Genomic DNA, 22,709 nt, shown 5'->3' on the forward strand with positions numbered 1-22,709 from the left:
GAATCCTACGATTCTTTTGCAAAAACGTCCGGAACAGGCAGTTTTTTAGATATTCAGGCGACTTTTTCGCCAAATCGCAGTTTCGAGGGAGTCGTTCCCTTGTGTTTCCGTAGCGTGTTGGTGAGGGCGCTCTGGGAAGAGAAGCCTGTGCGGTAACTGACTTCCGACACCGACAATGATGTGGAAACCAGAAGCTGCACAGCCTGATCAATGCGGGTCTGCAACAGGAACTGATGGGGAGTGATGCCGGTGACTTCGCGGAACATCTCGTGGAACCGGCTGACGCTGAGACACGCCACGCCGGCCAGATCTTCCACCCGGATCTTTCGATGCAAATTTTCCATGATGTAACGGCGGATCACCTCGGGACTGATGGTATTCCGGTTGGTGATTACCTCACGGGTGTCGTTCAGTCTTTCGGCCATGCAGTGGAGAATACTTGCAGCCAGGTGACGCTTCATGCCGTCATTGTCCGGAGCACGGTCGAACTCCCCGGCAGCAAACTGGACAAGGCCCTGAAGCCGGTTATCCATCTCCAGCGTCCGCGGCCGTTCGAACAGCGGTGCCATCCGCTCGTAATCCCTGTGGGCCGGCGTATTGAGCGTCGGCATGTAGGGATCCAGATTGATTACCAGGACGTGGTTCTGGTTGTCTCCGCAGTAGTCGTGTCTTGCTTCCGTGGGCACCAGGCAGGCTTTCCAGGTGTCCAGGTGGGAACCGGTGCCGTCAACGCTCAGATCAGCCTCGCCCCGGACACCAACGACCACCTGATGGTGCTCGTGACGGTGTTGGTGCGATGCAATAGGCAGCTTTAACAGGCGAGCGTCCAGCATTATGACAACCGGCTTCAACTGAGAATGTCACTCAATTAAATCAGATCCGGACAGAAAGTGCACCAAACGGGCCGTTTCTGGTCATTCTTACTCCGTCCGGGTCAGCGGGAGGCGGTAACCAGGGAACGGACAAGGCAGGCAACCTGCTCGCTGACTTCCGCCAACGGGGCCGCGGCATCAACACGGTGATAACGGTCCGGGGCTTTGCCGGCACGCTCAAGGTAGGTGTCGCGAATGCGCTGGAAAAAGGACACGGCCTCCTGTTCGAAGCGATCCAGGTCACCCCGGTGACGGGCCCTCGCCATACCAGTTTCTACCGGCGCATCCAGGAGAATGATATGGTCCGGCCGGATATCGCCCTGAACCAGGTTTTCCAGCAGGGCAATACGCTCCCTGGACACTCCACGCCCACCGCCCTGATAGGCGAAGGTCGCGTCGGTAAAGCGGTCGCAAAGCACCCATTGACCAGCTTCCAGTGCCGGGAGAATCCGGGTATGCAGATGCTGGGCGCGGGCCGCAAACATCAGCAGAAGCTCCGTCAGCTCGTGCACTGGCTCATCCCGGGGCGCGAGCAGCAACTCACGAATCGATTCAGCCATGGGTGTCCCACCCGGCTCCCGGGTGACAACCACATCAATGCCTTCGGAACGCAGCACCTCGGCAGCATTGGTCAGCTGGGTGGACTTGCCGACGCCCTCGGTACCCTCAAAGGTGATGAACTGACCCCGCCTCACTGGCTCTGCTCCTGGCTGGCGCTCTCGCCATTCCCGGGAGACGGAGACGACCGGTAGTCGTCACGGCGGTTGAGCTGGAATTCCCGGACCGCTTTCTGATGCTCCGCGAGGGTGCGTGAAAACTTGTGGGTGCCATCACCCCGGGCAACAAAGTAGAGGGAATCCCCGTCTTTTGGGTGCAAGGCCGCGTGAATTGCCTCCTGACCCGGAAGAGCAATGGGAGTCGGCGGCAGACCATCAATCCGGTAGGTGTTGTAGGGAGTGTAGGTGCGCAGATCCTTGCTGCCGATCCGGCCCTGGTAGTTATCACCCATTCCGTAGATCACGGTCGGATCCGTTTGCAGTCGCATGCCCTTCTCCAGACGCCGCACAAAAACCCCGGCTACTTCGTCCCGTTCGTGGGGGACACCGGTCTCCCGCTCGACTATCGAGGCCATGATCAACGCCTCGTAGGGGCTGTCGTAGGGCAGGCCCTCCTCGCGGTTTTTCCATTCTTCCGCCAGGACGGTTTCCATGCGGTTGAAGGATCGTTTCAGGAGATCCAGGTCGGAATCACTGCTGGCGAACAGGTAGGTATCCGGAAAGAAACGACCCTCCGGGTGCTCACCCTCCGCGCCCATCGCCGCCATGACTTCCTCGTCACTCCAGTCGGCAGTTTCCTGGCGGAGTCTTTCGGCACTGGCCAGCGCGGCCCTCATGTCCTTGAAGGTCCAACCCTCGATGAACTGGATACTCCAGTGTTTTACGTCACCGGCCACCATGGCTTCGACCATGTCCCGTGCCGACATGCCATCGGTAAATTCATACTCACCGGCCTTGATACGGACCTGTTCCGGATTCAGTCGGCCATGAAGCCTGAGCCAAAGACTTTTTTCAACGAGGCCCTCGGTTTCCAGTTGCTGGGCAACCCGGCTAAAGGCGGTTCCCGCCGGCACATTGAACAGCACCGGTTCCTCAATATTTACCGGCTTCTCAAGGGTTTCCAGCCCCTGCCAGACCCACAGTCCGGTGCCGGCGGCCGCCAGCACGGTAAGAGATACGCAAACAATCAGTAACTTCTTGAGCAAAGGACTTATTCCAGTGTTTCGAGCGGATCGCAGATTGTCGCAAGTCCGCTATCGACAGGCAAATCCTGACCGGCAAGATTGCGAACCGCAACCACGCCCAGGACGCTGTTCAGAAGATAGAAGGCCCGACACGCCGGCCCCGTGATATGTTCCGACAGCAACGGGCGCTCACTCACCACTTCGCCCCTGGCCTCAAGACGTTCCAGCACCCAGTCGCGCATGACGCCGGCAACTGCCAACGAATCCCGGGGCGGAGTAATCCAGCCTTCTGTGGTGTGCAGCAACAGGTTGGTCCGGGTTCCTTCCACCAGCTCGCCGTCCCCGTTGGACTGCAGGACTTCAAAGACGTCCCCGCTCAGTTCGCGGGCCGCCATCACCTGCTCCAGACGGTTCAGGGACTTGATGCCCGCGAACAATGGGTTGACGGTCAGGGGAATGCGGGAATAAGTGACCGCAACACCTTCGGAGGGAACACCGGGCGGTGCAGCACTGGCGGAAACCAGCAGATTTGGTGTCATATCCGGATCGGGACGGTAACCGCGCCCTCCGGCACCACGGGTCAGGATCAGTTTGAGTACCCAGCGGGTATCGGCGCGGGAGTGACCATAATGGCTGGTGGCACGGGCAAAGACATCCTGCGCCTCTGCCCTGGTCACCGGAATACCCAATCTTCCGGCATCCCGGACCAGGCGATCCAGGTGGTAGCCCACCAGGGTACCCCGGGTACCGACCATGAGAATGGTTTCAAAGAGGCCGTCGCCGTAGGCCAGGCCGCGGTCGTTCGCAGGCAGGCCGCCGTCCTCCGCCCAGAACACCCCAAGCACGGCCGATCAGCCCTCGTAACGACGGAAGATCAGTGTTCCGTTGGTGCCACCGAAGCCGAAAGAGTTCGACAAGGCCACCTGCAGATCCGCCTTGCGGCACTCATTGGGCACCAGGTCCAGATCGCAGCCCTCATCGGGATTGTCCAGGTTGATGGTCGGCGGCAGAACGCCCTCCCGCAAGGCCAGGACCGAGAAGATGGCCTCGACCGCACCCGCTGCGCCCAGCAGGTGACCGGTCATGGACTTGGTGCTGCTCATAGCCAGCTTTTCGGCGTGGGTGCCGAAAACACTTCTGACGGCTTTGACCTCGGCCACATCACCCACCTGCGTGGATGTGCCATGGGCATTGATGTAATCCACCGCCTCCGGATCAAGGCCGGCATCGCGGATGGCATTCTGCATGGACCGGGCAGCCCCCTCGCCAGACTCTGGCGGCGCGGTGATGTGGAAGGCGTCGTCACTCATGCCAAAGCCGATGACTTCGCCATAAATGGTCGCGCCCCGATTCCGGGCATGGTCCAGGTCCTCAAGCACCAGCACGCCGGAACCGTCACTCAGGACAAAACCGTCCCGATCCCGATCCCAGGGGCGACTGGCTTTTGCCGGCTCGTCATTGCGGGTCGAAAGAGCCCGGGCTGCAGAAAACGCGGCAACACCGGTGCGGGTGGTCGCCATCTCCGATCCGCCGGCCAGCATGACGTCGGCATCCCCGTAGGCAATGGTCCGGGCGGCGTAGCCGATATTGTGGGTACCGGTGGTACAGGCGGTCACAATGGAGATGTTGGGACCCCGGTAACCGAAGCGGATGGCGGTATTACCCGACACCATGTTGATGACGGACGCAGGTACAAAGAACGGCGAGACTTTCCGGGGCCCGGACTTCTCCATCTGGATGACGCTTTTTTCAATGAATTCCAGGCCCCCGATACCGGAGCCGATGGCAACACCCACCCGCTCCCGGTCGAGCGCGTCGAATTGCTCTAACCCGCTGTCATCAACTGCCTGCTGGGCGGCAATCAGTCCGTAATGGATAAAAGCGTCGAGTTTCCGGGCATCCTTGGTGGACAGGTACTGGCTGATATCCAGATCCTTTACCGCCCCGCCGATCCGGGTGTTGTACCCGGAGGCATCAAAACGGTCGATCATGCCGATCCCGCTGCGTCCGGCCTTGATGGCATCCCAGGAGCTCTGCACATCATTACCGACCGGTGAAAGCATGCCCATACCCGTAATGACAACCCGTCGTTTACTCATATCCCCTTGCACCTGATCTTGTCCGTGGAAAAACAGAACGCCGATTGAACCTGAATTTCAGCCAATAAAAAAGCCGTCCCCCGATGTTTCACAAGGACGGCTTTTTGCCTGGCTTACTTAATCGCAGAGTATCAGGTGTGCGCGACGATGTAGTCGATCGCGTCCTGAACAGTGCCCAGCTTTTCGGCCTCTTCGTCAGGAATCTCGGTTTCGAATTCCTCTTCCAGGGCCATAACCAGCTCAACAGTGTCCAGTGAGTCAGCGCCAAGATCCTCTACAAAAGAAGATGTGTTCTGAACTTCGGACTCTTTAACGCCCAACTGTTCACAAACGATCTTCTTCACGCGCTCTTCAACTGTACTCATAATGTCCTCACTTTGTGTGTCAACCAAGCAACTCAAGTGCTGCCAGTTTAGATTAAACCCTACCTGCAAACAAGCAGGGACTCAGTCAAACATGTTGCGCGACAAGGAGTTGCGCAGAAGCCCCTGATACGGGGCTTATCCCATGTACATTCCACCGTTTACGTGAATGGTCTCGCCCGTCACGTAAGCGGCTGCATCCGACGCCAGGAAAGCCACCACAGCGGCCACTTCCTCCGGCTCACCCAGACGACCGGCGGGTATGATTTCCAGCATAGCCTCGCGCTGCTTGTCGTCCAGTTTTTTGGTCATATCCGTGTCGATAAAGCCAGGCGCCACACAGTTGGCGGTGATGCCCCGGTTCGACATTTCCTTGGCCAGACTGCGGGTAAAGCCTTCAACACCGGCCTTGGCGGCGCAGTAGTTGCCCTGCCCCGGGTTGCCCATACCGGCAACCACGGAACTGATGTTGATGATACGTCCCCACTTGGCCTTGGCCATACCCCGCAGGACTGCCTTACTGGTGCGATACACACTGGACAGATTGGTCTCCAGGACCGATGTCCAGTCGTCCTCTTTCAGACGCATCAGCAGATTGTCCCGGGTAATGCCGGCATTATTCACCAGAATCTGGGGCGCACCGGATTTTTCCGTCAACGCCTTGAGGCCAGACTCTATACTTTCCGGGTCCGATACATCCATGACGATGCCGTAACCTTTCAGGCCCGCATCCGCAAACGCCTTCGAAATCGACTCGGCGCCCGCTTCACTGGTGGCGGTACCTACAACCTCGGCGCCCTGCTGCGCGAGCGCCTGGGCAATGGCCTTGCCAATGCCACGGGTTGCACCGGTAACCAGTGCAACTTTACCTTCCAAAGACATGAAAGACTCCTTTCGTCAGGATTGGCCGAAGGCTTCCAGAGCCTTCGCCAGTGAATCCGGATCCTCGATTCCGTAAACCGGGAGGCTACGGTCAATTCGCTTGATCAGCCCTGCCAGTACCTTACCGGTGCCGCACTCAACCGCCATCTCGACGCCTTCGGACACCAGCTTGCGCACGGAGTCCGTCCACAGCACCGGTGAATAGAGCTGCTTGAGGAGGTTGGCCTTGAGCTTGTCAGCATCGGTTTCAGCCGATGCGTGGACATTCTGGACCACCGGAATGACAGCATCGTTAAAGCGTACATCGTTAAGCGCTTCGGCAAGCTCCTCGGCGGCGCCTTTCATCAGGGCGCAGTGAGAGGGCACACTGACCGGCAACGGCATGGCCTTGCGGGCGCCCTGCTCCTTACAGACCTCAATGGCACGGTCGACGGCTGCAGCCGAACCGGCAATAACCACCTGGCCCGGCGCGTTGAAGTTGACGGCAGAGACCACGTCACCCTGGGCCGCACTTTCGCAGGCGGCGACCACGTCGGCATCATCGAGGCCGAGAATCGCGGCCATTTTGCCTTCGCCGGCCGGAACCGCCTGTTGCATGAGCTCGCCCCGAAGGCGGACCAGCTTGACGGCCTCGACAAAATCCAGGCTCTCGGCGGCTACCAGAGCGCTATACTCGCCCAGGCTGTGGCCGGCGACAAAGCTCGGTGCACGACCGCCGGCGACAAACCACTGTCGCCACAGGGCAACACTGGCTGTCAGCAGCGCAGGCTGGGTAACCATGGTCTGGTTAAGCTCCTCGGCCGGTCCTTTCTGGCAAAGATGCCAGAGATCGTAACCAAGCACGTTGGAGGCTTCAGCGAATGTCTTGTTGATGATAGGCCAGGCCTCGGCAGCGTCACTGAGCATGCCGACAGACTGGGACCCTTGTCCGGGAAAAATAAAGGCTGATTTCATAGGGCGAATCTTATCGTCATTGAAGGGTTTCGGGAGATTAGCCAATAGTACAAGTTAGGCCAATTATCCGCGAATGCACGGCAGATCAGGGACAGACTTTAGTCTCAGGCTCAGAGCATGAGATCATCCAGCCTTTCATTGATGCGACGGGGAACTTCCAGCTGCACCTCCCGGACGGCCTGGCGGATGGCGGCCAGCATGGCCCGCTCATTGGCGTTACCATGACTCTTGATGACCACACCCTGAAGCCCGAGCAGGCTGGCCCCATTGTGCCGGGACGGATCCATCAGCTGCAGGAGCCGGCCAATGATCGGCTTCGCCAGCATGCCCACAAAACGCCCGTAAAGCGAACGGGTAAAGGCCTGCTCCATCAGTTCAATCAGCAGTCCGGCCACACCCTCACCGGTTTTCAGGGCAATGTTGCCGACAAAACCATCGCACACCACCACATCGGCCACATCCCGGAACAGGTCACTGCCTTCCACGTAGCCGATGTAATTGATGGTTTCGCACTGGGCCAGCATGTGGGAGGCAAGACGCACTTGCTCGTTACCCTTGATCTCTTCCTCCCCGACATTGAGCAGGGCCACCCGGGGCTCGGTCTGACTGCAGATGGCCGAGGCCATCAGCGATCCCATCAGCGCATACTGATACAGATTCTCAGCGGTGGAGTCGACATTGGCACCAAGATCCAGAACATGGCACTTGCCGCGAAGGGAGGGAATCAGTTTGGCAATGGCCGGGCGCTCAATACCCGGGTACATCCGGATGATCGAACGGCCGAAGGCCATCAGGGCACCGGTATTGCCGGCACTGACACAACCCTGGGCCTCATCATCGCGGACCAGACCAAGGGCAACAGCCATGGAGGAATTCTTCTTATGGCGCAGGGCATGGGACGGGCGCTCGTTCATCCGGACCACATCGGCCGCTTCGACCACCCGGATCCGGGCATGCCCCTCACGCAACAAAGCCTCAAGCTCACTCCGGATACCCACCAGAATGATGCTCAAGGCTTCGTTTTCACGCACTGCCAACAGTGCCGCGGACACCACCACTTCGGGCCCGCGGTCACCGCTCATAGCGTCTATTGCGATGGTAACCGGGGTCACGGTATTTCCATCCGACACATGGGCGGTGACTGGTCGCAACGAGATTACTCGTCGCGCGCTTCGATTACCTGCTTACCACGGTAAAATCCGTCCGGAGATACGTGGTGACGACGATGAACTTCACCAGTGGTTGCATCGGTGGACAGAGCAGTAGTGCTCAGAGCGTCGTGAGAACGGCGCATGCCACGCTTGGAACGGGTCTTACGGTTTTGCTGTACAGCCATGATTATGCTCCTGACCTGTTAACGTAAAAATAACGTGTGTTCATTGTAACGCGCCGACTCCCGATCGGAGGCTGCGCCCGGTTAATGCTTCGTCTTCTTGAGATCCGCCAGCACACTGAACGGATTCTCTTTTCCCGACTCTGCCGGCCCGGCCGGAGTACCGTCGGGCTCGAGGGCTTCCAGATCTTCCCGGGCCGGACATTCATTCCGATCGTGAAGCGGGAACGGCGGCAGCACCAGCAACAGCTCATCCTCTGCCATGGCCCAGAGATCCGCACTGAATCCATCGGTCAGGAACGGCTCGAGCTCTCTTGGCAGCTGTTGCGCCTGCTCGTCACTCGTTACCAGCCCCAGCACAAACCGGGAATTCAGCGTAGTGGCCATTGGCCCCATACACCGCTGACACTCCAGATCCACCGGTGCTTCCAGTTCACCCGAGACGATGCGGCGGCGCTCGCTGTCCATGGAAAATGACAGCCTGACGCGGCACGCAGCACCCTCGTCAAACCCCAGAACCGCTTCTCTGAAACGAGCCAAGGCACTGAGAGGAATCACTCCCTCCAGCACGGTGTTCTGCTCCGCCAACCGATAGGGGTCAACGGATTTTGGCAACTCGGCGTTTGACGCTTTTGACATAGGCGCGCAATTTTAGGGGCGAGACCCGCCGGTGTCAAAGACTTCGTTGCCATTTCGCCACGGGTTACCATGGGGATACGGGTATTTAACGACAAAAGGACCTCGGCAATGACCAAACCCCTGCTACTGGCCTCATCCTCTCCCTACCGCAAGGCCCTGCTGGAGCGCCTGGCCCTGCCCTTCACCACCGCCAGCCCGGATATTGACGAAACACCACGACCCGGTGAGCCCGCGGACGATCTTGCCCTGCGACTTGCCGAAAGGAAGGCCCGGGCCCTGACAGCAAGACATCCCGGCCACTGGATCATCGGCTCCGACCAGGTCGCCTGCCTACCGGACGGCACCCTGCTGCACAAACCCGGCAACCACGCCCAGGCCGTGCAACAGTTACGCCAGAGCAGCGGACACAGAGTGGTATTCCTGACCAGCCTGTGCCTGCTGGATGCGGATAGCGGCGAATGCCAGCTCATCTGCGAACCCTTCACGGCCCACTTCCGGACCCTGTCCAACGAGGAGATCGAGAGCTACCTCGAACGGGAACAACCCTATGACTGTGCCGGGAGCTTCAAGATGGAAGGCCTGGGCATCACCCTGTTCGACCGGCTGGAGGGGCGCGACCCCAACAGCCTCGTCGGTCTACCCCTGATCGCCCTCAACGGGATGCTGCGGGACTGGGGGTGCAACCCGCTGCTTGAGGGCTGACCGGACCTCAGCGCAACTCCAGTCGGGATTCGAGCAACTGGCCGGCAAAGCCCTCGCCAAAGGCAACACCCAGTTGATCCACAAAACCCTGGAGCGGGGATTTCCGGTGGCTGTAATCCACCAGCTTCTCCGCACCAACCACTTCCCGGGCGACAGAGGAAGTGCTGCCCAGGCCGTCAATCAGCCCCAACTCCATTGCCTGCTCACCGCTCCAGACCAGACCACTGAACAGCCGTTCATCGTCGGCGAGGCGATCACCCCGGCCTCGCTTTACCGCCTCAATAAACTGGCGATGGGTATTCTCCAGCACCGAGCTCCAGAACTGGACTTCACCCTCATCCTCCGGTGAGAAGGGATCCAGGAAGGCCTTGTTCTCACCCGCAGTATAAAGGCGGCGCTCAACCCCCACCTTGTCCATGACTTCCGTAAACCCGAAGCCGCCAGCGATCACACCGATAGAGCCCACCAGGCTGGCCCGGTTGGCGTAGATTTCATCCGCGGCCGCTGCAATGTAGTAAGCCCCCGACGCGCCAATGTCGGAAATGACCGCGTAGACTTTCTTGTCGGGATATTCTTCCCGAAGCCGCTTGATTTCATCGTAAACGTAGCCGGACTGGACCGGACTTCCGCCGCCACTGTTGATTCGCAACACCACGGCCTTTGACGATCCGGCCTCGAAGGCCGAACGCAGCGAACCGACAATATTATCAGCGCTGGCCAGCTCGTCCGCGGCGATGGTGCCGTTGATCTCGATCACCGCGGTATGGGCACCGGTTCCGGCATCGAGACTTTCCCCGAACGGAAAGCGGATCAGGAACAGCAACGCAAACAGATAGCCGAACGTCAGGAACTTGAAGAAGATCCCCCAACGGCGACTGCGACGCTGCTCTGCCTGGAGCGACATGACCAGCTTTTCGATCAGCTTCCAGTCGCGATTACTCTCCGGCGGCATCTCGGGCCCTTTCCTGCCCAGCCACGAACGGCCAGAAGACTTCCTGGCCGGCTCATCACCCCATTCCGGCGACTTGTCAGAATCCCACTCACTCATGCATACATCCTGTCAGCAACTGCATTGGCACCACCGGGCTCAGAGTCCCAGTATGCGACGAAGATCCGGCACCGATTCAACGATGGCATGGGGGTCGTACCCCCCCAGCACGTCCCGCTTGTGCACCCCCCACTCGACACCGATAGAGGGCATACCGATACGGCGAGCCATCTCAAGATCATAGCGGGTATCGCCGATCATCACCGCCTCGGACGGCTCAATCCGGTAAAATTCCAGGATTTCCTTCAACATGGCCGGGTCCGGCTTGGACCGGGTCTCATCGGCGCACCGGGTGATTTCGAAGTGCTCACCCAGGCCGCTGGTGACCAGCGCGCTCTCAAGCCCCCGACGGCTCTTGCCGGTCGCAACCGAACAACTACGCCCGAATTCCCGCAGGTCGGCAACCAGCTCGGCCATGCCTTCGAATACATTCTGGGGCGTGGTCACCTTACTGAAGAAGTAGCGGGCGTAACCCTCCCGAATGGTGTTCATCTCGTCCCGGGAGATGCCCGGGTACAGCTTTTCCAGCGCCTCAACCATGCCCAGACCAATGATGTCCCGGTAGGCCTCACGCTCCAGCTCGGGGTAACCCAGCTCGGTGGCCGCCTGGTGCAGGCTGTCGGCAATGTGGTCGACCGAATCCACCAGGGTGCCATCCCAATCAAATATCACTACTTTTACTTTCATTGCTCTGATCCTGTCTTGCGCGCCCCGAGGGTTCGGAGCACGCGTTCAAAAGCTTCGTCGTAGGGCGCCTCAAGCCGCATCGGCTCGTCACTGCCCGGCAGGCGGAACTCAAGGGCCCTGGCATGAAGCATGAGTCGCTGCCCACCAATGGAACGGAAGGCTTTCATACTCACTTCATCCATATACTTGTCATCGCCCGCGATCGGATGACCCGCCCAGGCACTGTGCACCCGGATCTGGTGAGTCCGGCCGGTCACCGGTGAGGCCTCAACCAGGGTATAACCCTGGAACCGCTCCAGGCACCGGAAAGTGGTCAGCGACTCCTTGCCCGCCGTGTCGACCCGAACCCGACGCTCCCCATTGGGCATTTCGTATCGCAGCAGGGGCTCATCCACCCGAACCACACCTTCCGGCCAGCTTCCGGCGACCAGGGCGTGGTAGAACTTGCGCACCCGCTTCTGACGCAATTCATCCTGCAGATAACGCAGGGCCGAGCGTTTCTTGGCAATCATCACCAGACCGGAGGTATCGCGATCCAGCCGGTGCACCAGCTCAAGAAAACGACTGTCGGGCCGCGCCGACCGGAGCACCTCGATAAGACCGAAGCTCAGCCCGCTACCGCCATGGACCGCAATACCGGAGGGCTTGTTCACCACGAGCATCTGCTCGTTCTCGAAAATGACCGCAGCTTCCATCACGCCCTGCACCCGGCTCCCGGGCTTCACCTGCTCCGGCTTTTCCTTGCGCACAATCGGCGGGATACGGACGGAATCGCCTGCCTTCAGCCGGGTATCCGGCTTGACCCTACCCTTGTTTACCCGGACTTCACCCTTGCGAACAATCCGGTAAATGATGCTCCTGGGTACGCCCCGCAACCGGGACATCAAAAAATTATCCACCCGCTGGTCGTCATTATCCTCATCGACCGTAACCCACTGAACCCCCTGACGCACTTCCTGGCCCGCCCCGGAAGACTGGGTGGCAGCACCATCTTTATTATTCCTGGCGGTTGGCCCCGGTGGTCGCTGACGGGATCTGGGGTGTTTTTTCGCAACAGGCTTGCGTGACATGGAATTCCTTGCGGACGACGCGTTTTGAGGATTGAACAGCCGCTGTAATACTGTTATATTCCGGCGTGCTCTGCCGTTTGTCTACGGCCTGGCCTACTCAAGCCAGAAGCCGGAGCGGCAGAAGTATACCGACACTATCAGAGAGTTTGAACGCCGGCGCCCGAACAGATAGCGGGAACGGCGCAGGAAATGCTTCCGGAATACGCTTCCGCAGACCGATGAAAGGCTGGCAGGAACCTCCGGAAGAACAAGAACCGTGCGGAAAACCGACGGGCGACATCGCGAAGAATCATTGCCACGCAAGGCCGGGCCGTCCAGCTTACCAATACGACGTGAGACCCAGGCACCTGTGTGAACCTGAAAATGGATAACATGCGTCAACAGACATTCACCCTATACGACCTCTCCCTGCCAACAGGCAGAAAGACCGTCGGCGGTGGTACTGAACCAACGGAATCACACTCCATAAGGGTCTGATTCGGTCTGGGCCGCCGGCTGCCTGAGTTGTAACAGGCCCGCGGCACGCACGTTTCGCTTCGCTGATGCGAATCCCCCCGGTTTTCTGTCAAAACCAAACGACAGGAACCCTTTCTTTCCATGAAAAGAATGCTCATAAATGCAACTCATCCTGAAGAGTTGCGCGTAGCCCTGGTCGATGGCCAGCGTCTGTTTGACCTTGATATCGAATCCAGCTCCCGCGAGCAGAAGAAAGCGAATATCTACAAGGGTCGGATTACCCGTGTAGAGCCCAGCCTGGAAGCTGCTTTCGTAGACTTTGGTGCCGAGCGCCATGGCTTCTTGCCCCTGAAGGAAATCTCCAAGGAATACTTCAAGAAGTCCCCGGGCCAGATCGAAGGCAAGATCAACATCAAGGACGTCGTTTCCGAAGGCCAGGAAGTCATTGTCCAGGTCGACAAGGAAGAACGCGGCAACAAGGGCGCAGCCCTGACCACGTTCATCTCCCTGGCCGGCCGTTACCTGGTCCTGATGCCCAACAACCCCCGAGCCGGTGGCATTTCACGCCGCATCGAGGGCGACGAACGGGCACAGCTCAAGGAAGCCATGAATGATGTCCAGGTTCCCAAGGCCATGGGCATTATCGTTCGTACCGCCGGGATCGGCCGTACCACCGAAGAGCTCCAGTGGGACCTCGACTACCTGGTGCAGTTCTGGGAAGCAATCACCCAGGCCGCCGGCGAGCGCAAGGCACCCTTCCTGATTCACCAGGAAAGTAACGTCATCATCCGCGCGGTGCGGGATTACCTTCGCCAGGACATCGGCGAAGTACTGATCGATGCTGGAAACGTCTACGAGGACGTACTCAACTTCGTGCGCGCCGTAATGCCGACTTTCGAGAACAAGATCAAGCTGTACAAGGACGAGATTCCGCTGTTCAGCCGTTACCAGATCGAAGGACAGATCGAAACCGCCTTCCAGCGCGAAGTGAAGCTGCCCTCCGGCGGCTCGATTGTGATCGACCCCACCGAGGCCCTGGTTTCCATCGATATCAACTCCTCCCGCGCCACCAAGGGCCAGGACATCGAAGAAACCGCCCTGCAGACTAACCTCGAAGCGGCAGAAGAAATTGCCCGCCAGCTGCGCCTGCGCGATATGGGCGGCCTGATCGTGATCGATTTCATCGACATGACCCCGGCCAAGCACCAGCGCGAAGTGGAACAGAAAATGCGTGAAGCGCTGGAGATCGACCGGGCACGGGTCCAGGTCGGCAAGATCTCCCGCTTCGGCCTGCTGGAAATGTCCCGCCAGCGTCTGCGCCCGTCCCTGGGTGAGACCCGCAGCGAGGTCTGCCCGCGCTGTGAAGGCCAGGGCACCATTCGTGGCATCGAATCACTGGCCCTGAGTATCATGCGCCTGATCTACGAGGAGTCTTCCAAGGAGAAGACCGGCGAGGTCCGCGCCGTCGTGCCGGTATCCGTTGCCACCTTCCTCCTGAACGAGAAGCGCAAGCAGCTGGCCGACATCGAATCACGCCAGAACGTCCAGGTCGTGGTGGTTCCGGTGCCGCACATGGAAACTCCCCACTTCGAGATTCTGCGCCTCCGTCAGGACGAAACCACACCCGAGCACATCTCCAGCCACCAGGTAGCCCAAGAATACAGCGAGCGCGAAGAAGAAATCTTTGAAGCGCCGAGTGCCGAAAAACCGGTACGCGAACAGGCCGCCGTGAAGGCAATCAGACCCTCCGCACCAGCGCCGACGCCCACCGTGGCAGAAGCAGCGGCCCAGGAAGAAGGTCTGTTCCGTCGGCTCGGTCGCAAGATCGCCTGTTTCTTCGGCGGCGAAAGCCAGCAGGGCGAAGAGCGCGAACAGAGCAAGCGTCCGCCCCGCCAGGACCGGAGAACCCAGGAGCGTCGCAAGTCCCGGGTAGCCCGGGATGACCAGCGCTCCGGTGGCAACCGCAGCGGTGAGCGCCGCCAGGGCACTCAGCAGCAGGGTCGCGGTGATGAAACCCGTAACCGCGGCCGCGGACGCAGCGATGACCAGAACCGGGGCGGCCAGGGCCGTCAGGGTAGCGACAAGAGCCAGGACAAGGCTGCCGAAGGCCGCAAGGACAACAAGGGCCGCAGCCAGGGCCGTAACCGTCCGCAGCGGGACCAGAAGGACAACCGCGAGCAGAAGGATAGCCGCGGCCAGAAAGACCAGCAGCAGGCCAAGCCCCAGAAGGAGCAACAGCCTCCCAAAGAGCAGAAGGATACTGCCCAGAAAGGTTCCGGCGGTGACAAGCCCCGCAAGCCGCGTCGCCAGCGTAACCGTGATGGCTCCCCGGCCGAGGCTCCTGTTAGCACTCCGGCAGACCGCAAGGCCTCTCGCAGCGACAAGCACCAGAAGGACACTCAGCCCGAGAAAGCGGCTGAGCCGGAAAAGGCGACTGGCACTGCGGACAAGAGTTCCGAGCAGAAGGCCGAAGTACGGTCATCTGCACCGGAGAAAGCTCCGGAGTCTAAGCAGGAACCTCGTCCGACGGCTGCCGTAGCCGCTGAAGAAGCCGAAACCAAACAAGCGCCTGCCAAGGCCGAGAAGGCGGATCAGGGTAAAAAGCCTGCCAAGGCGGACCAGCCTGCAAAGGCAGACCAGCCCGCAAAAACCGAGTCGGCGGACAAAGCTGAAAAGCCCGAAGCCAAGCCAGCCGGTAAGGAATCGGCCAAGCCTTCGAAGACGGAAGCGGAAACTCCCAGGCAGGAGGCTGCCAAAGCCGAAGAGTCCAAACAGGCGCCCGCCAAAGCTGATAAAGCCAAGGCCGAGGACGGCAAACCGGAGGCAGTGCGCTCCGATGAGCCCAAGCCGCAGAGCGCCAAAAAGGAGCCTGCGAAAGCCGAGCCTGGCGAAGCTGAGGCAACCAGGGCGGAATCGGCAAAGCCTGAGCAGCCGAAGGCGGAAAAACAGTCAGAGGCGGTAAGCCCCAAAGCAGAAGAGCAAGTAACCGCTCCGAAGAAGGAGGCACCGCAGGCTGAGAAAGCTGAGAAGCCCGAAGGTCAGGCCCCGAAAGCGAAGGCAGAGGCCAAAGAGCCCGAGCCGAAGTCCGCCAGCAAGCCCGAGGCCGAAAAACCGAAGGAAGAAAAGGCTTCCGCACAGCGTGCTCCGGAACCCAAGGCGCCCGAAGCACCCCGGATTTTCCAGGGTGAAAGCGGAAAGCCGGAACTGGACCTGCCGGTTACGCCGGGCCGGGCCTATAATGATCCACGTGAAGTCCGTCGCCGTCAGCGAGCGGCGGAAGAAGCCCAAAAGGCCGGGAGTAACTGATAAATGTTATCCAATTCCGACATAGAAGCGCTGGAAGACATCCTGTTTGCGGAGCCCTGGGGTGATGACGCCCTGGACTTTTTCGGGCTCCACGGCGTGGTTTGCGCCAGCGTCGTCGGCCCGGCTGAGCTGAGCGCGGAAGATATCTTCCGCCTCGCCACCGGCACCGAGGAGGTGCCTGGCGGAGAAATTCCCGAGGTATTCCGCCGCAGCGTCACCCAGCTGGCAAAGGACATGGCCCACGCCCTGGATATGGGGCAGGCCCTGGAGCTGCCAGAGCCGGAGGACGGCGATCCGATGAATGCCCTGGAAAACTGGTGTGCAGGATTTGTTGAAACGTTCCTGGAACATGAGGAAGAGTGGCTGGACGCCGCCAGCGAGGAGGAAACCGCAGATCTCATGGTTCCCATGCTGACCCTGTCCGGTCTGTTCGACGACGAGGACTTCCAGAAGGTCCGCAACAGCGACAAGCTGTCCCGCCAGATGGCCGATGCCATCCCGGACTCACTGACCGACCTCTACCTGCTGTTTCACGCTCCGGACTAAGCCGGAGCCGCAACACCCGCAGGTTCGTGAAAATGATGCCAGACCGGCTCCAGCCCGTCTGGCATTTTCATGATATTCCCCAGTTCACACCAGGGTGCTCCCGGAAAGTGGAAATCACTGCCCTGGGATGCCCACATCCCGTTGCGCCGGCATAGTTCCGCCAGAAAGCCGAGATCCCCGCTGGACTGACCCGAGGTGGACACCTCGATGCCCTGCCCTCCGGCCCGGCAGAACTCCGAGGTCAGCTCCCGGAGCTTGGTGGCAGTCAGCTTGTACTTGCGTGGATGCGCCAGCACCGCAATACCGCCGGCGTCAGTGATCCACTGGACTACCTCCGGCAATTCCGGCCAGTAAGCACGCACATCGCCGGGCTTTCCGGCGCCCAGGTACCGCTTGAATGCCTGGGCGGCATTACGGACAACACCCGCCTCGATCAGCGCCTCGGCAAAATGGGGCCGCCCGGGCACATCACTACCGGCCTTGGCGGTCGCCCGTTCCAAAAGGTCCGGCACCTTCAGGCGCTGGAGCCGCTCGGCTATCATGGCCGCCCTGGCCCGGCGGTTGTCCGTCTGCTGCGCGACCCGGGCAGTGAATGCAGGGTCCTCCCGATCAAAATCCAGGCCGACAACATGAATCGTCCGGCCTTTCCACAGGCAGGACAACTCGATTCCGGACACCAGCGTGATTCCGGATTCGCTTGCGGCCCTTGCCGCTTCAGGAAGACCGTTCAGGGTATCGTGATCCGTCAGGGCCAGGTGCGTCACCCCCTTTTCAGCAGCACGGGCAATAAGGTCCACTGGTGCCAGGGCACCGTCCGAGGCCGTGCTGTGGCAGTGCAGATCAATGCACAAATTCGGGGGTTGGGGTATAGTCACAAAAAATCCTTAACCGGTTGAGAGAGCTTCATGTATTACGCCATTATCAGTGAAGATATCGAGAACAGCCTTGCCCTGCGCCAGTCTGCACGCCCGGCTCATCTGGAACGCCTGCAGGCACTGAAAGCGGAGGGCCGGTTACTCGTTGCCGGGCCACATCCGGCGATTGACACCCCCGAGCCCGGCGAAGCGGGATTTACCGGCAGCCTCGTGATTGCCGAATTCGACTCGCTCGAAGCAGCCCAGGCCTGGGCCGACGCCGATCCCTACATCGAGGCCGGCGTGTACCAGAAGGTGACGGTCAAACCCTTCAAGGCGGTGCTTCCGTGAAGCGCTGGGCTGCGCATGAGTTTATTGTAATGGTGACCGGCTTGAACAGCGGGTCATCTGTGACAAAATTGCGCCTTTAATATTTGGTGTTTTTCACTATCCAATTCTGGGAATGTAATCCGTGACGCCTTTTCGCCTGATCATCAGTCTGTTGTTCATCGTATCATCTATTGCAGCCGCCCAGGCCAGAACCGTGTGGGTTGATGACAAGCTCTATCTTCCGGTTCGCTCGGGCGCCGGTAGCCAGTACCGGATTATCGAGAATGCCGTACCCAGTGGTACAGCCCTGGAAGTGCTCGAAACCGGGGAGAGCTACACGAAGGTCCGCACACCCAAGGGTACCGAAGGTTGGGTGGCGAGTCAGTACCTGAGCAACGCGCCCATTGCGGCCGACCGCCTTCAGGCCGCCAACCGGGAGCTTGAGCAGACCAAGACCGAACTGGCCCAGCTAAAAGAACAGCTGTCCGAGGTCACGGAGGAGCGCAATGCCCTGGAAAATGCTGAGTCCAACCTGTCCAGTCGCTCCCAGGAACTGCAGGAAGAGTTGCAGCGGATCAAGAGTATTGCCGCCGATTCCATCAACCTGGAACGCCGCAACCGGGAGTTGAACGAGGAGAACCAGAAACTCCGCAACGACCTGGAAGTGCTGACCGCCGAAAACGAGCGACTTGAGGCGAGCAAGGAGTCCGACTTCATGCTGCTGGGAGCCGGCCTGGTGTTTGGCGGCGTCCTGCTGGCACTGATCGTCCCGATGCTCAAACCGACCCGTAAGACCGACAACTGGGCCTGAGCTTAGAGTTCAGGCCGGTACATCCGGACAAAAAAGAAGGGCGGCCCACGGGCCGCCCTTCTTCGTTTCCGACCGCTGAATCAGACCAACGGCTTCTCGGAGACGATGATGCCGTTGTTGTCGGCATACACGTAATGCCCCGGATGGAAAGTGACGCCGTGGAAGGTAACCGGGATGTTCAGATCACCAATACCGCGCTTCTCGGTTTTCCGGGGAACAGTACCCAGCGCCTGCACACCCAGGTTGGTCTGCCCGATCTCGTCCACGTCACGGATACAGCCGTAGATGATCAGACCGGCCCAGCCATTGCTGGCCGCCTTCTCCGCCAGCATATCGCCCAGCAGCGCATTGCGCTTTGACGCACCGCCATCAACTACCATGACGCGGCCGTGTCCGGGCTGCCCCACCTGTTCCTTGACCACAGAGTTATCCTCGAAGCACTTGACGGTGACAATCTCACCGCCAAAGTTTTTCACGCCACCGTAGTTATTGAAGCCGGGCTCGACCACCCGGACTTCCGGAAACTCGTCACACAGATCCGGGGTAATAATGTCTGCCATGTTGTCACTCTCCTTTGTCCGGAAATGGAATCAGTCGATCTTCTCGTCGGCCAGGAAGAACCAGGTATCCAGAACCGAATCCGGGTTCAGGGATACCGAATCAATACCCTGGTCCATCAGCCACTTGGCCAGATCCGGATGGTCCGACGGGCCCTGGCCGCAGATACCGATGTACTTGCCAGCCTTCCTGCAGGCCTGGATGGCGTAGGACAGCAGGATCTTGACAGCGTCATTCCGCTCATCGAACAGGTGGGCGATGATGCCCGAGTCCCGGTCCAGACCCAGGGTCAGCTGGGTCAGGTCGTTGGAGCCGATGGAGAAACCGTCGAAGTGCTCAAGGAACTGGTCCGCCAGCAAAGCGTTCGCCGGCAACTCGCACATCATGATCACCCGCAGCCCGTTATCGCCACGCTTCAGGCCATTCTCGGCCAGCAGGTTAACCACCTGCTCCGCCTCACCGACGGTCCGTACGAACGGCACCATCACTTCCACGTTGGTCAGGCCCATCTCGTTGCGTACTTTCTTCAGGGCACGGCACTCGAGCTCGAAGCAGTCCCGGAAGGTATCGGAGATGTAGCGAGAAGCACCCCGGAAGCCCAGCATCGGGTTCTCTTCATCCGGCTCGTACAGAGTGCCACCAATCAGGTTGGCGTACTCGTTGGATTTGAAGTCAGACAGCCGAACAATCACTTTCTTCGGTGCAAACGCAGCTGCCAGAGTGGAGATACCCTCCACCAGCTTGTCCACGTAGAAATCCACCGGGGAGTCATAGCCGGCAATGCGCTTCTCCACAGTCTGCTTGATATCCCGGGGCAGTCCGTCAAAGTTCAACAGCGCCTTCGGGTGCACACCGATCATCCGGTTGATGATGAACTCCAGGCGTGCGAGGCCAACACCCTCGTTGGGCAATGACTGGAAATCGAAGGCCCGGTCCGGGTTGCCGACGTTCATCATGATCTTGAACGGAATATTCGGCATGGAATCGACGGTATTCTCGCGCAGCTCGAAATCCAGCGCGCCCTCGTAGATCATGCCGGTGTCACCCTCGGCGCAGGAGACTGTCACGTCCTGTCCGTCCTTGAGCACTTCGGTGGCATCGCCACAACCGACAACAGCCGGAATACCCAGCTCCCGGGCAATAATGGCCGCGTGACAGGTCCGGCCGCCACGATCGGTAACGATCGCTGATGCGCGCTTCATGACCGGCTCCCAGTCCGGGTCAGTCATGTCGGTTACCAGAACGTCGCCCGGCTGCACGCGGTCCATCTCGTTGATGCTGGTGATGATTTTCACCGGACCACTGCCGATCTTGTGGCCAATGCTCCGGCCTTCCACCAGCACCTTGCCGGTTTCCTTCAACAAATACCGCTCCATCACGTTGGCACCGACCCGGCTCTTCACAGTCTCGGGGCGCGCCTGGACGATGTAGATCTTGCCATCGTCACCGTCCTTCGCCCACTCGATGTCCATCGGACGGTCGTAGTGCTTCTCGATGATCATGGCCTGCCTGGCCAGTTCTTCCACTTCGGCGTCGGTGATGGAGAAGCGGTTGCGGTCTTCCTGGTCCACCTTGACGGTCTCGACATACTCGCCTTCGCCGGGGCTGGTATGGTAGACCATCTTGATGGCCTTGCTGCCCAGGTTACGGCGCAGCACCGCCGGGCGGCCGGCTGCGAGGGTGGGCTTGTGAACATAGAACTCGTCCGGGTTCACGGCACCCTGAACCACCGTCTCACCCAGGCCGTACGAGGAGGTGATAAAGACCACATCCCGGAAGCCGGATTCGGTATCCAGGGTGAACATGACGCCACTGGCCGCCGTCTCACTTCGCACCATCTTCTGGATACCAGCGGACAGGGCTACCAGCTTGTGATCGAAGCCGTGGTGTACCCGGTAGGAAATGGCCCGGTCATTGAACAGGGAGGCAAAGACCTCCTTGACCGCGCGGCGAACCTGCTGGAGGCCTACGACGTTCAGGAAGGTTTCCTGCTGACCCGCAAACGAGGCGTCCGGGAGGTCCTCTGCGGTGGCAGAGGAACGAACGGCAACGGCCATGTGCTCGTTTCCGTCCTGCAGCTTGGCATAGGCCTCTGCCAATGGCTTTTCCAGGACTTCAGGCAAATCAGTCTCGATGACCCACTGGCGAATCTGGGAACCGACGCGGGCCAGTTCGTTCACGTCGTTAACGTCCAGTTTATCGAGGGCATCATCGATCTTGTCCTTGAGGCCGTCGGTCGCCAGGAACTCACGGTAGGCGTGCGCGGTCGTGGCAAAACCGCCCGGAACGGTGACACCTGCGTTGGCGAGATTACTGATCATTTCGCCCAGGGAGGCGTTCTTTCCGCCTACCCGGTCGACATCAGACATTCCCAGGTGATCAAACCAGATAATGTAATCTTCCAAAGCGCGTCTCCCTTAGAGTCTGTGAAGCAAAGAGCAAAACCGGGCCAGCGATATTCAGCGGCAAATGCAGGCAATATCCACTGCGGAGTCTCGAACTTGGCGTGTATGATACTGTAACCTGCGGAAATTACCTAGGGCACTCACTGTCAGATTTGGAACCGGACCCACACCATGAAACGTACTGCCTTCTTCATTTCCGACGGCACCGGCCTGACCGCCGAAGCCCTCGGCCACGCTCTTTTGGCCCAATTCGAGAAAATCGACTTCGAGCGCGTGACCGTTCCCTACATCGATGACGAGGACAAAGCCCGGGCCATGGTAACCCGGATCAACAAGGCCTCCGAGACCGATGGTGAGCGGCCGCTGGTATTCGACACCATCGTCGACAGTGATATTCGCGACATCATCTCCCGCGCCGACGGCTTTATGGTCGACATCTTCGGTACCTTCCTTAATCCCCTGGAACAGGAACTGAATGCCTCTTCTTCCTACACCGTAGGCAAAAGTCATTCGATCAACAACGAAGGCAGTTACGAACGCCGGATCAAGGCCGTCAACTTCGCCCTGGATAACGATGATGGCGCCCGCACCCGTCATTACGACGAAGCGGACCTGATCCTCATCGGCGCCTCCCGCAGTGGCAAGACACCCACCTGCCTCTACCTTGCCTTGCAGTATGGCGTAAAAGCCGCCAATTACCCGATTACCGACGAAGACCTGGCCGACCAGCGCATGCCCAAGGCCCTGCGCCCCCACCGGGAAAAACTGTTCGGCCTGACCATCGACCCGGAACGCCTGGCCACCATCCGCAACGAACGGCGGCCCAATTCGCGCTACTCATCCATCCAGCAGTGCATGCATGAAATCGAAGAGATTGAACTGATGTACCGACGGGAGCGGATTCCTTACCTGAATACCACCGCGTATTCGGTGGAGGAGATTTCGACAAGGATCATGGTGACCACCGGACTGAAGCGGCACCGGTGATGATGAAGCAGGGGTTAGAGGTAAAGGTGGGGTCAGATGAAGGCTTTCATCTGACCCCCACTTCACC

Annotated in this window: 23 protein-coding genes; 6 read left to right on the forward strand and 17 right to left on the reverse strand. The window is 59.7% G+C overall.

Annotated elements, in window-relative coordinates; genetic code table 11:
• Window positions 1–53 precede the first annotated feature (53 nt).
• The 11 genes from ACESMW_RS07440 to ACESMW_RS07490 form a co-directional block, all read right to left on the reverse strand.
• Window positions 54–833, reverse strand: a complete 780-nt coding sequence (locus ACESMW_RS07440) for an AraC family transcriptional regulator (RefSeq protein WP_372986416.1) — start codon at window positions 831–833, stop codon at window positions 54–56.
• Window positions 834–934: 101 nt separating this feature from the next.
• Window positions 935–1,567 carry a dTMP kinase gene (gene tmk, locus ACESMW_RS07445; protein ID WP_372986417.1) on the reverse strand — a complete coding sequence of 211 codons (633 nt, stop codon included), beginning with the start codon at window positions 1,565–1,567 and terminating at the stop codon, window positions 935–937.
• Window positions 1,564–2,634 (reverse strand): endolytic transglycosylase MltG, encoded by a 1,071-nt coding sequence (mltG, locus tag ACESMW_RS07450; protein WP_372986418.1) that lies wholly within the window; start codon window positions 2,632–2,634, stop codon window positions 1,564–1,566. The genes tmk and mltG overlap by 4 nt, the downstream gene beginning before the upstream one ends.
• 5 nt (window positions 2,635–2,639) lie before the next feature.
• Window positions 2,640–3,458, reverse strand: a complete 819-nt coding sequence (locus tag ACESMW_RS07455) for an aminotransferase class IV (protein WP_372986419.1) — start codon at window positions 3,456–3,458, stop codon at window positions 2,640–2,642.
• A 6-nt stretch (window positions 3,459–3,464) separates the two neighbouring features.
• Complete coding sequence (fabF, locus tag ACESMW_RS07460; RefSeq protein WP_372986420.1) at window positions 3,465–4,712, reverse strand: beta-ketoacyl-ACP synthase II; 1,248 nt, start codon at window positions 4,710–4,712, stop codon at window positions 3,465–3,467.
• Window positions 4,713–4,843: 131 nt separating this feature from the next.
• The gene (gene acpP, locus ACESMW_RS07465; RefSeq protein ID WP_008938713.1) at window positions 4,844–5,077 is read right to left on the reverse strand and encodes an acyl carrier protein; all 234 of its coding nucleotides are present in this window, start codon (window positions 5,075–5,077) and stop codon (window positions 4,844–4,846) included.
• A 135-nt stretch (window positions 5,078–5,212) separates the two neighbouring features.
• Window positions 5,213–5,956, reverse strand: a complete 744-nt coding sequence (gene fabG / locus ACESMW_RS07470) for a 3-oxoacyl-ACP reductase FabG (protein WP_092000151.1) — start codon at window positions 5,954–5,956, stop codon at window positions 5,213–5,215.
• 15 nt (window positions 5,957–5,971) lie between these two features.
• Window positions 5,972–6,910 (reverse strand): ACP S-malonyltransferase, encoded by a 939-nt coding sequence (fabD, locus tag ACESMW_RS07475; protein WP_092000154.1) that lies wholly within the window; start codon window positions 6,908–6,910, stop codon window positions 5,972–5,974.
• Window positions 6,911–7,020: 110 nt separating this feature from the next.
• Window positions 7,021–8,022, reverse strand: coding sequence for a phosphate acyltransferase PlsX (plsX, locus tag ACESMW_RS07480; protein ID WP_372986421.1), 1,002 nt, complete (start codon window positions 8,020–8,022; stop codon window positions 7,021–7,023).
• Window positions 8,023–8,066: 44 nt separating this feature from the next.
• A complete protein-coding gene (rpmF, locus tag ACESMW_RS07485) occupies window positions 8,067–8,246 on the reverse strand; it encodes a 50S ribosomal protein L32 (RefSeq protein WP_372986422.1) in 180 nt (59 codons plus the stop codon).
• Between the two features lie 81 nt (window positions 8,247–8,327).
• Window positions 8,328–8,882 (reverse strand): YceD family protein, encoded by a 555-nt coding sequence (locus ACESMW_RS07490; protein WP_372986423.1) that lies wholly within the window; start codon window positions 8,880–8,882, stop codon window positions 8,328–8,330.
• Between the two features lie 108 nt (window positions 8,883–8,990).
• Here ACESMW_RS07490 and ACESMW_RS07495 point away from each other — a divergent pair, with 108 nt between their 5' ends.
• Entirely contained in the window at window positions 8,991–9,584 is a 594-nt protein-coding gene (locus ACESMW_RS07495) for a Maf family protein (RefSeq protein WP_372986424.1), read from the forward strand.
• Window positions 9,585–9,591: 7 nt separating this feature from the next.
• Here the strand turns inward: ACESMW_RS07495 and ACESMW_RS07500 are convergent, their stop codons facing one another.
• The 3 genes from ACESMW_RS07500 to rluC are packed head-to-tail and all read right to left on the reverse strand — an operon-like array spanning window position 9,592 to window position 12,389.
• Complete coding sequence (locus ACESMW_RS07500; RefSeq protein WP_372986425.1) at window positions 9,592–10,632, reverse strand: S49 family peptidase; 1,041 nt, start codon at window positions 10,630–10,632, stop codon at window positions 9,592–9,594.
• 39 nt (window positions 10,633–10,671) lie between these two features.
• Window positions 10,672–11,319, reverse strand: a complete 648-nt coding sequence (locus ACESMW_RS07505) for an HAD family hydrolase (protein WP_372986426.1) — start codon at window positions 11,317–11,319, stop codon at window positions 10,672–10,674.
• Window positions 11,316–12,389, reverse strand: coding sequence for a 23S rRNA pseudouridine(955/2504/2580) synthase RluC (gene rluC, locus ACESMW_RS07510; protein ID WP_372986427.1), 1,074 nt, complete (start codon window positions 12,387–12,389; stop codon window positions 11,316–11,318). The genes ACESMW_RS07505 and rluC overlap by 4 nt, the downstream gene beginning before the upstream one ends.
• Window positions 12,390–12,986: 597 nt before the next feature.
• Between rluC and rne the strand changes: the two genes are divergently transcribed.
• Both rne and ACESMW_RS07520 read left to right on the forward strand, forming a co-directional pair.
• Window positions 12,987–16,151 carry a ribonuclease E gene (gene rne, locus ACESMW_RS07515; RefSeq protein ID WP_372986428.1) on the forward strand — a complete coding sequence of 1,055 codons (3,165 nt, stop codon included), beginning with the start codon at window positions 12,987–12,989 and terminating at the stop codon, window positions 16,149–16,151.
• A gap of 3 nt (window positions 16,152–16,154) precedes the next feature.
• Window positions 16,155–16,697 carry a YecA family protein gene (locus ACESMW_RS07520; RefSeq protein ID WP_372986429.1) on the forward strand — a complete coding sequence of 181 codons (543 nt, stop codon included), beginning with the start codon at window positions 16,155–16,157 and terminating at the stop codon, window positions 16,695–16,697.
• On the opposite strand, the gene ACESMW_RS07525 is transcribed toward ACESMW_RS07520, so the two are convergent.
• Window positions 16,694–17,572: a PHP domain-containing protein gene (locus ACESMW_RS07525; RefSeq protein ID WP_372986430.1), complete on the reverse strand. Its 879-nt coding sequence runs from the start codon at window positions 17,570–17,572 to the stop codon at window positions 16,694–16,696. The genes ACESMW_RS07520 and ACESMW_RS07525 overlap by 4 nt on opposite strands.
• Before the next feature lie 30 nt (window positions 17,573–17,602).
• Between ACESMW_RS07525 and ACESMW_RS07530 the strand changes: the two genes are divergently transcribed.
• Together ACESMW_RS07530 and ACESMW_RS07535 are read left to right on the forward strand one after the other, a co-directional pair.
• The gene (locus ACESMW_RS07530; RefSeq protein ID WP_372986431.1) at window positions 17,603–17,902 is read left to right on the forward strand and encodes a YciI family protein; all 300 of its coding nucleotides are present in this window, start codon (window positions 17,603–17,605) and stop codon (window positions 17,900–17,902) included.
• A 121-nt stretch (window positions 17,903–18,023) separates the two neighbouring features.
• Window positions 18,024–18,692 carry a TIGR04211 family SH3 domain-containing protein gene (locus tag ACESMW_RS07535; protein ID WP_372986432.1) on the forward strand — a complete coding sequence of 223 codons (669 nt, stop codon included), beginning with the start codon at window positions 18,024–18,026 and terminating at the stop codon, window positions 18,690–18,692.
• 80 nt (window positions 18,693–18,772) lie between these two features.
• Here the strand turns inward: ACESMW_RS07535 and rraA are convergent, their stop codons facing one another.
• Together rraA and ppsA are read right to left on the reverse strand one after the other, a co-directional pair.
• The gene (gene rraA / locus ACESMW_RS07540; RefSeq protein WP_372986433.1) at window positions 18,773–19,252 is read right to left on the reverse strand and encodes a ribonuclease E activity regulator RraA; all 480 of its coding nucleotides are present in this window, start codon (window positions 19,250–19,252) and stop codon (window positions 18,773–18,775) included.
• Between the two features lie 30 nt (window positions 19,253–19,282).
• Window positions 19,283–21,619: a phosphoenolpyruvate synthase gene (gene ppsA / locus ACESMW_RS07545; protein ID WP_372986438.1), complete on the reverse strand. Its 2,337-nt coding sequence runs from the start codon at window positions 21,617–21,619 to the stop codon at window positions 19,283–19,285.
• A 207-nt stretch (window positions 21,620–21,826) separates the two neighbouring features.
• On the opposite strand from ppsA, the gene ACESMW_RS07550 reads away from it, so the two are divergent.
• Entirely contained in the window at window positions 21,827–22,642 is an 816-nt protein-coding gene (locus tag ACESMW_RS07550) for a pyruvate, water dikinase regulatory protein (protein ID WP_372986434.1), read from the forward strand.
• Window positions 22,643–22,709: the final 67 nt, after the last annotated feature.

This window comes from Marinobacter sp. (genome assembly GCF_041690455.1).
In the GTDB taxonomy this organism is placed as follows: Bacteria; Pseudomonadota; Gammaproteobacteria; order Pseudomonadales; family Oleiphilaceae; genus Marinobacter.

Coding starts and splice junctions, on each gene's coding strand:
- ACESMW_RS07440 (WP_372986416.1), bottom strand. CDS start 833: ATGCTGGACGCTCGCCTGTTAAAGCTGCCTATTGCATCGCACCAACAC.
- fabF (WP_372986420.1), bottom strand. CDS start 4,712: ATGAGTAAACGACGGGTTGTCATTACGGGTATGGGCATGCTTTCACCG.
- acpP (WP_008938713.1), bottom strand. CDS start 5,077: ATGAGTACAGTTGAAGAGCGCGTGAAGAAGATCGTTTGTGAACAGTTG.
- fabG (WP_092000151.1), bottom strand. CDS start 5,956: ATGTCTTTGGAAGGTAAAGTTGCACTGGTTACCGGTGCAACCCGTGGC.
- fabD (WP_092000154.1), bottom strand. CDS start 6,910: ATGAAATCAGCCTTTATTTTTCCCGGACAAGGGTCCCAGTCTGTCGGC.
- rpmF (WP_372986422.1), bottom strand. CDS start 8,246: ATGGCTGTACAGCAAAACCGTAAGACCCGTTCCAAGCGTGGCATGCGC.
- ACESMW_RS07490 (WP_372986423.1), bottom strand. CDS start 8,882: ATGTCAAAAGCGTCAAACGCCGAGTTGCCAAAATCCGTTGACCCCTAT.
- ACESMW_RS07495 (WP_372986424.1), top strand. CDS start 8,991: ATGACCAAACCCCTGCTACTGGCCTCATCCTCTCCCTACCGCAAGGCC.
- ACESMW_RS07500 (WP_372986425.1), bottom strand. CDS start 10,632: ATGAGTGAGTGGGATTCTGACAAGTCGCCGGAATGGGGTGATGAGCCG.
- ACESMW_RS07505 (WP_372986426.1), bottom strand. CDS start 11,319: ATGAAAGTAAAAGTAGTGATATTTGATTGGGATGGCACCCTGGTGGAT.
- rluC (WP_372986427.1), bottom strand. CDS start 12,389: ATGTCACGCAAGCCTGTTGCGAAAAAACACCCCAGATCCCGTCAGCGA.
- rne (WP_372986428.1), top strand. CDS start 12,987: ATGAAAAGAATGCTCATAAATGCAACTCATCCTGAAGAGTTGCGCGTA.
- ACESMW_RS07520 (WP_372986429.1), top strand. CDS start 16,155: ATGTTATCCAATTCCGACATAGAAGCGCTGGAAGACATCCTGTTTGCG.
- ACESMW_RS07530 (WP_372986431.1), top strand. CDS start 17,603: ATGTATTACGCCATTATCAGTGAAGATATCGAGAACAGCCTTGCCCTG.
- rraA (WP_372986433.1), bottom strand. CDS start 19,252: ATGGCAGACATTATTACCCCGGATCTGTGTGACGAGTTTCCGGAAGTC.
- ppsA (WP_372986438.1), bottom strand. CDS start 21,619: ATGTCTGATGTCGACCGGGTAGGCGGAAAGAACGCCTCCCTGGGCGAA.
- ACESMW_RS07550 (WP_372986434.1), top strand. CDS start 21,827: ATGAAACGTACTGCCTTCTTCATTTCCGACGGCACCGGCCTGACCGCC.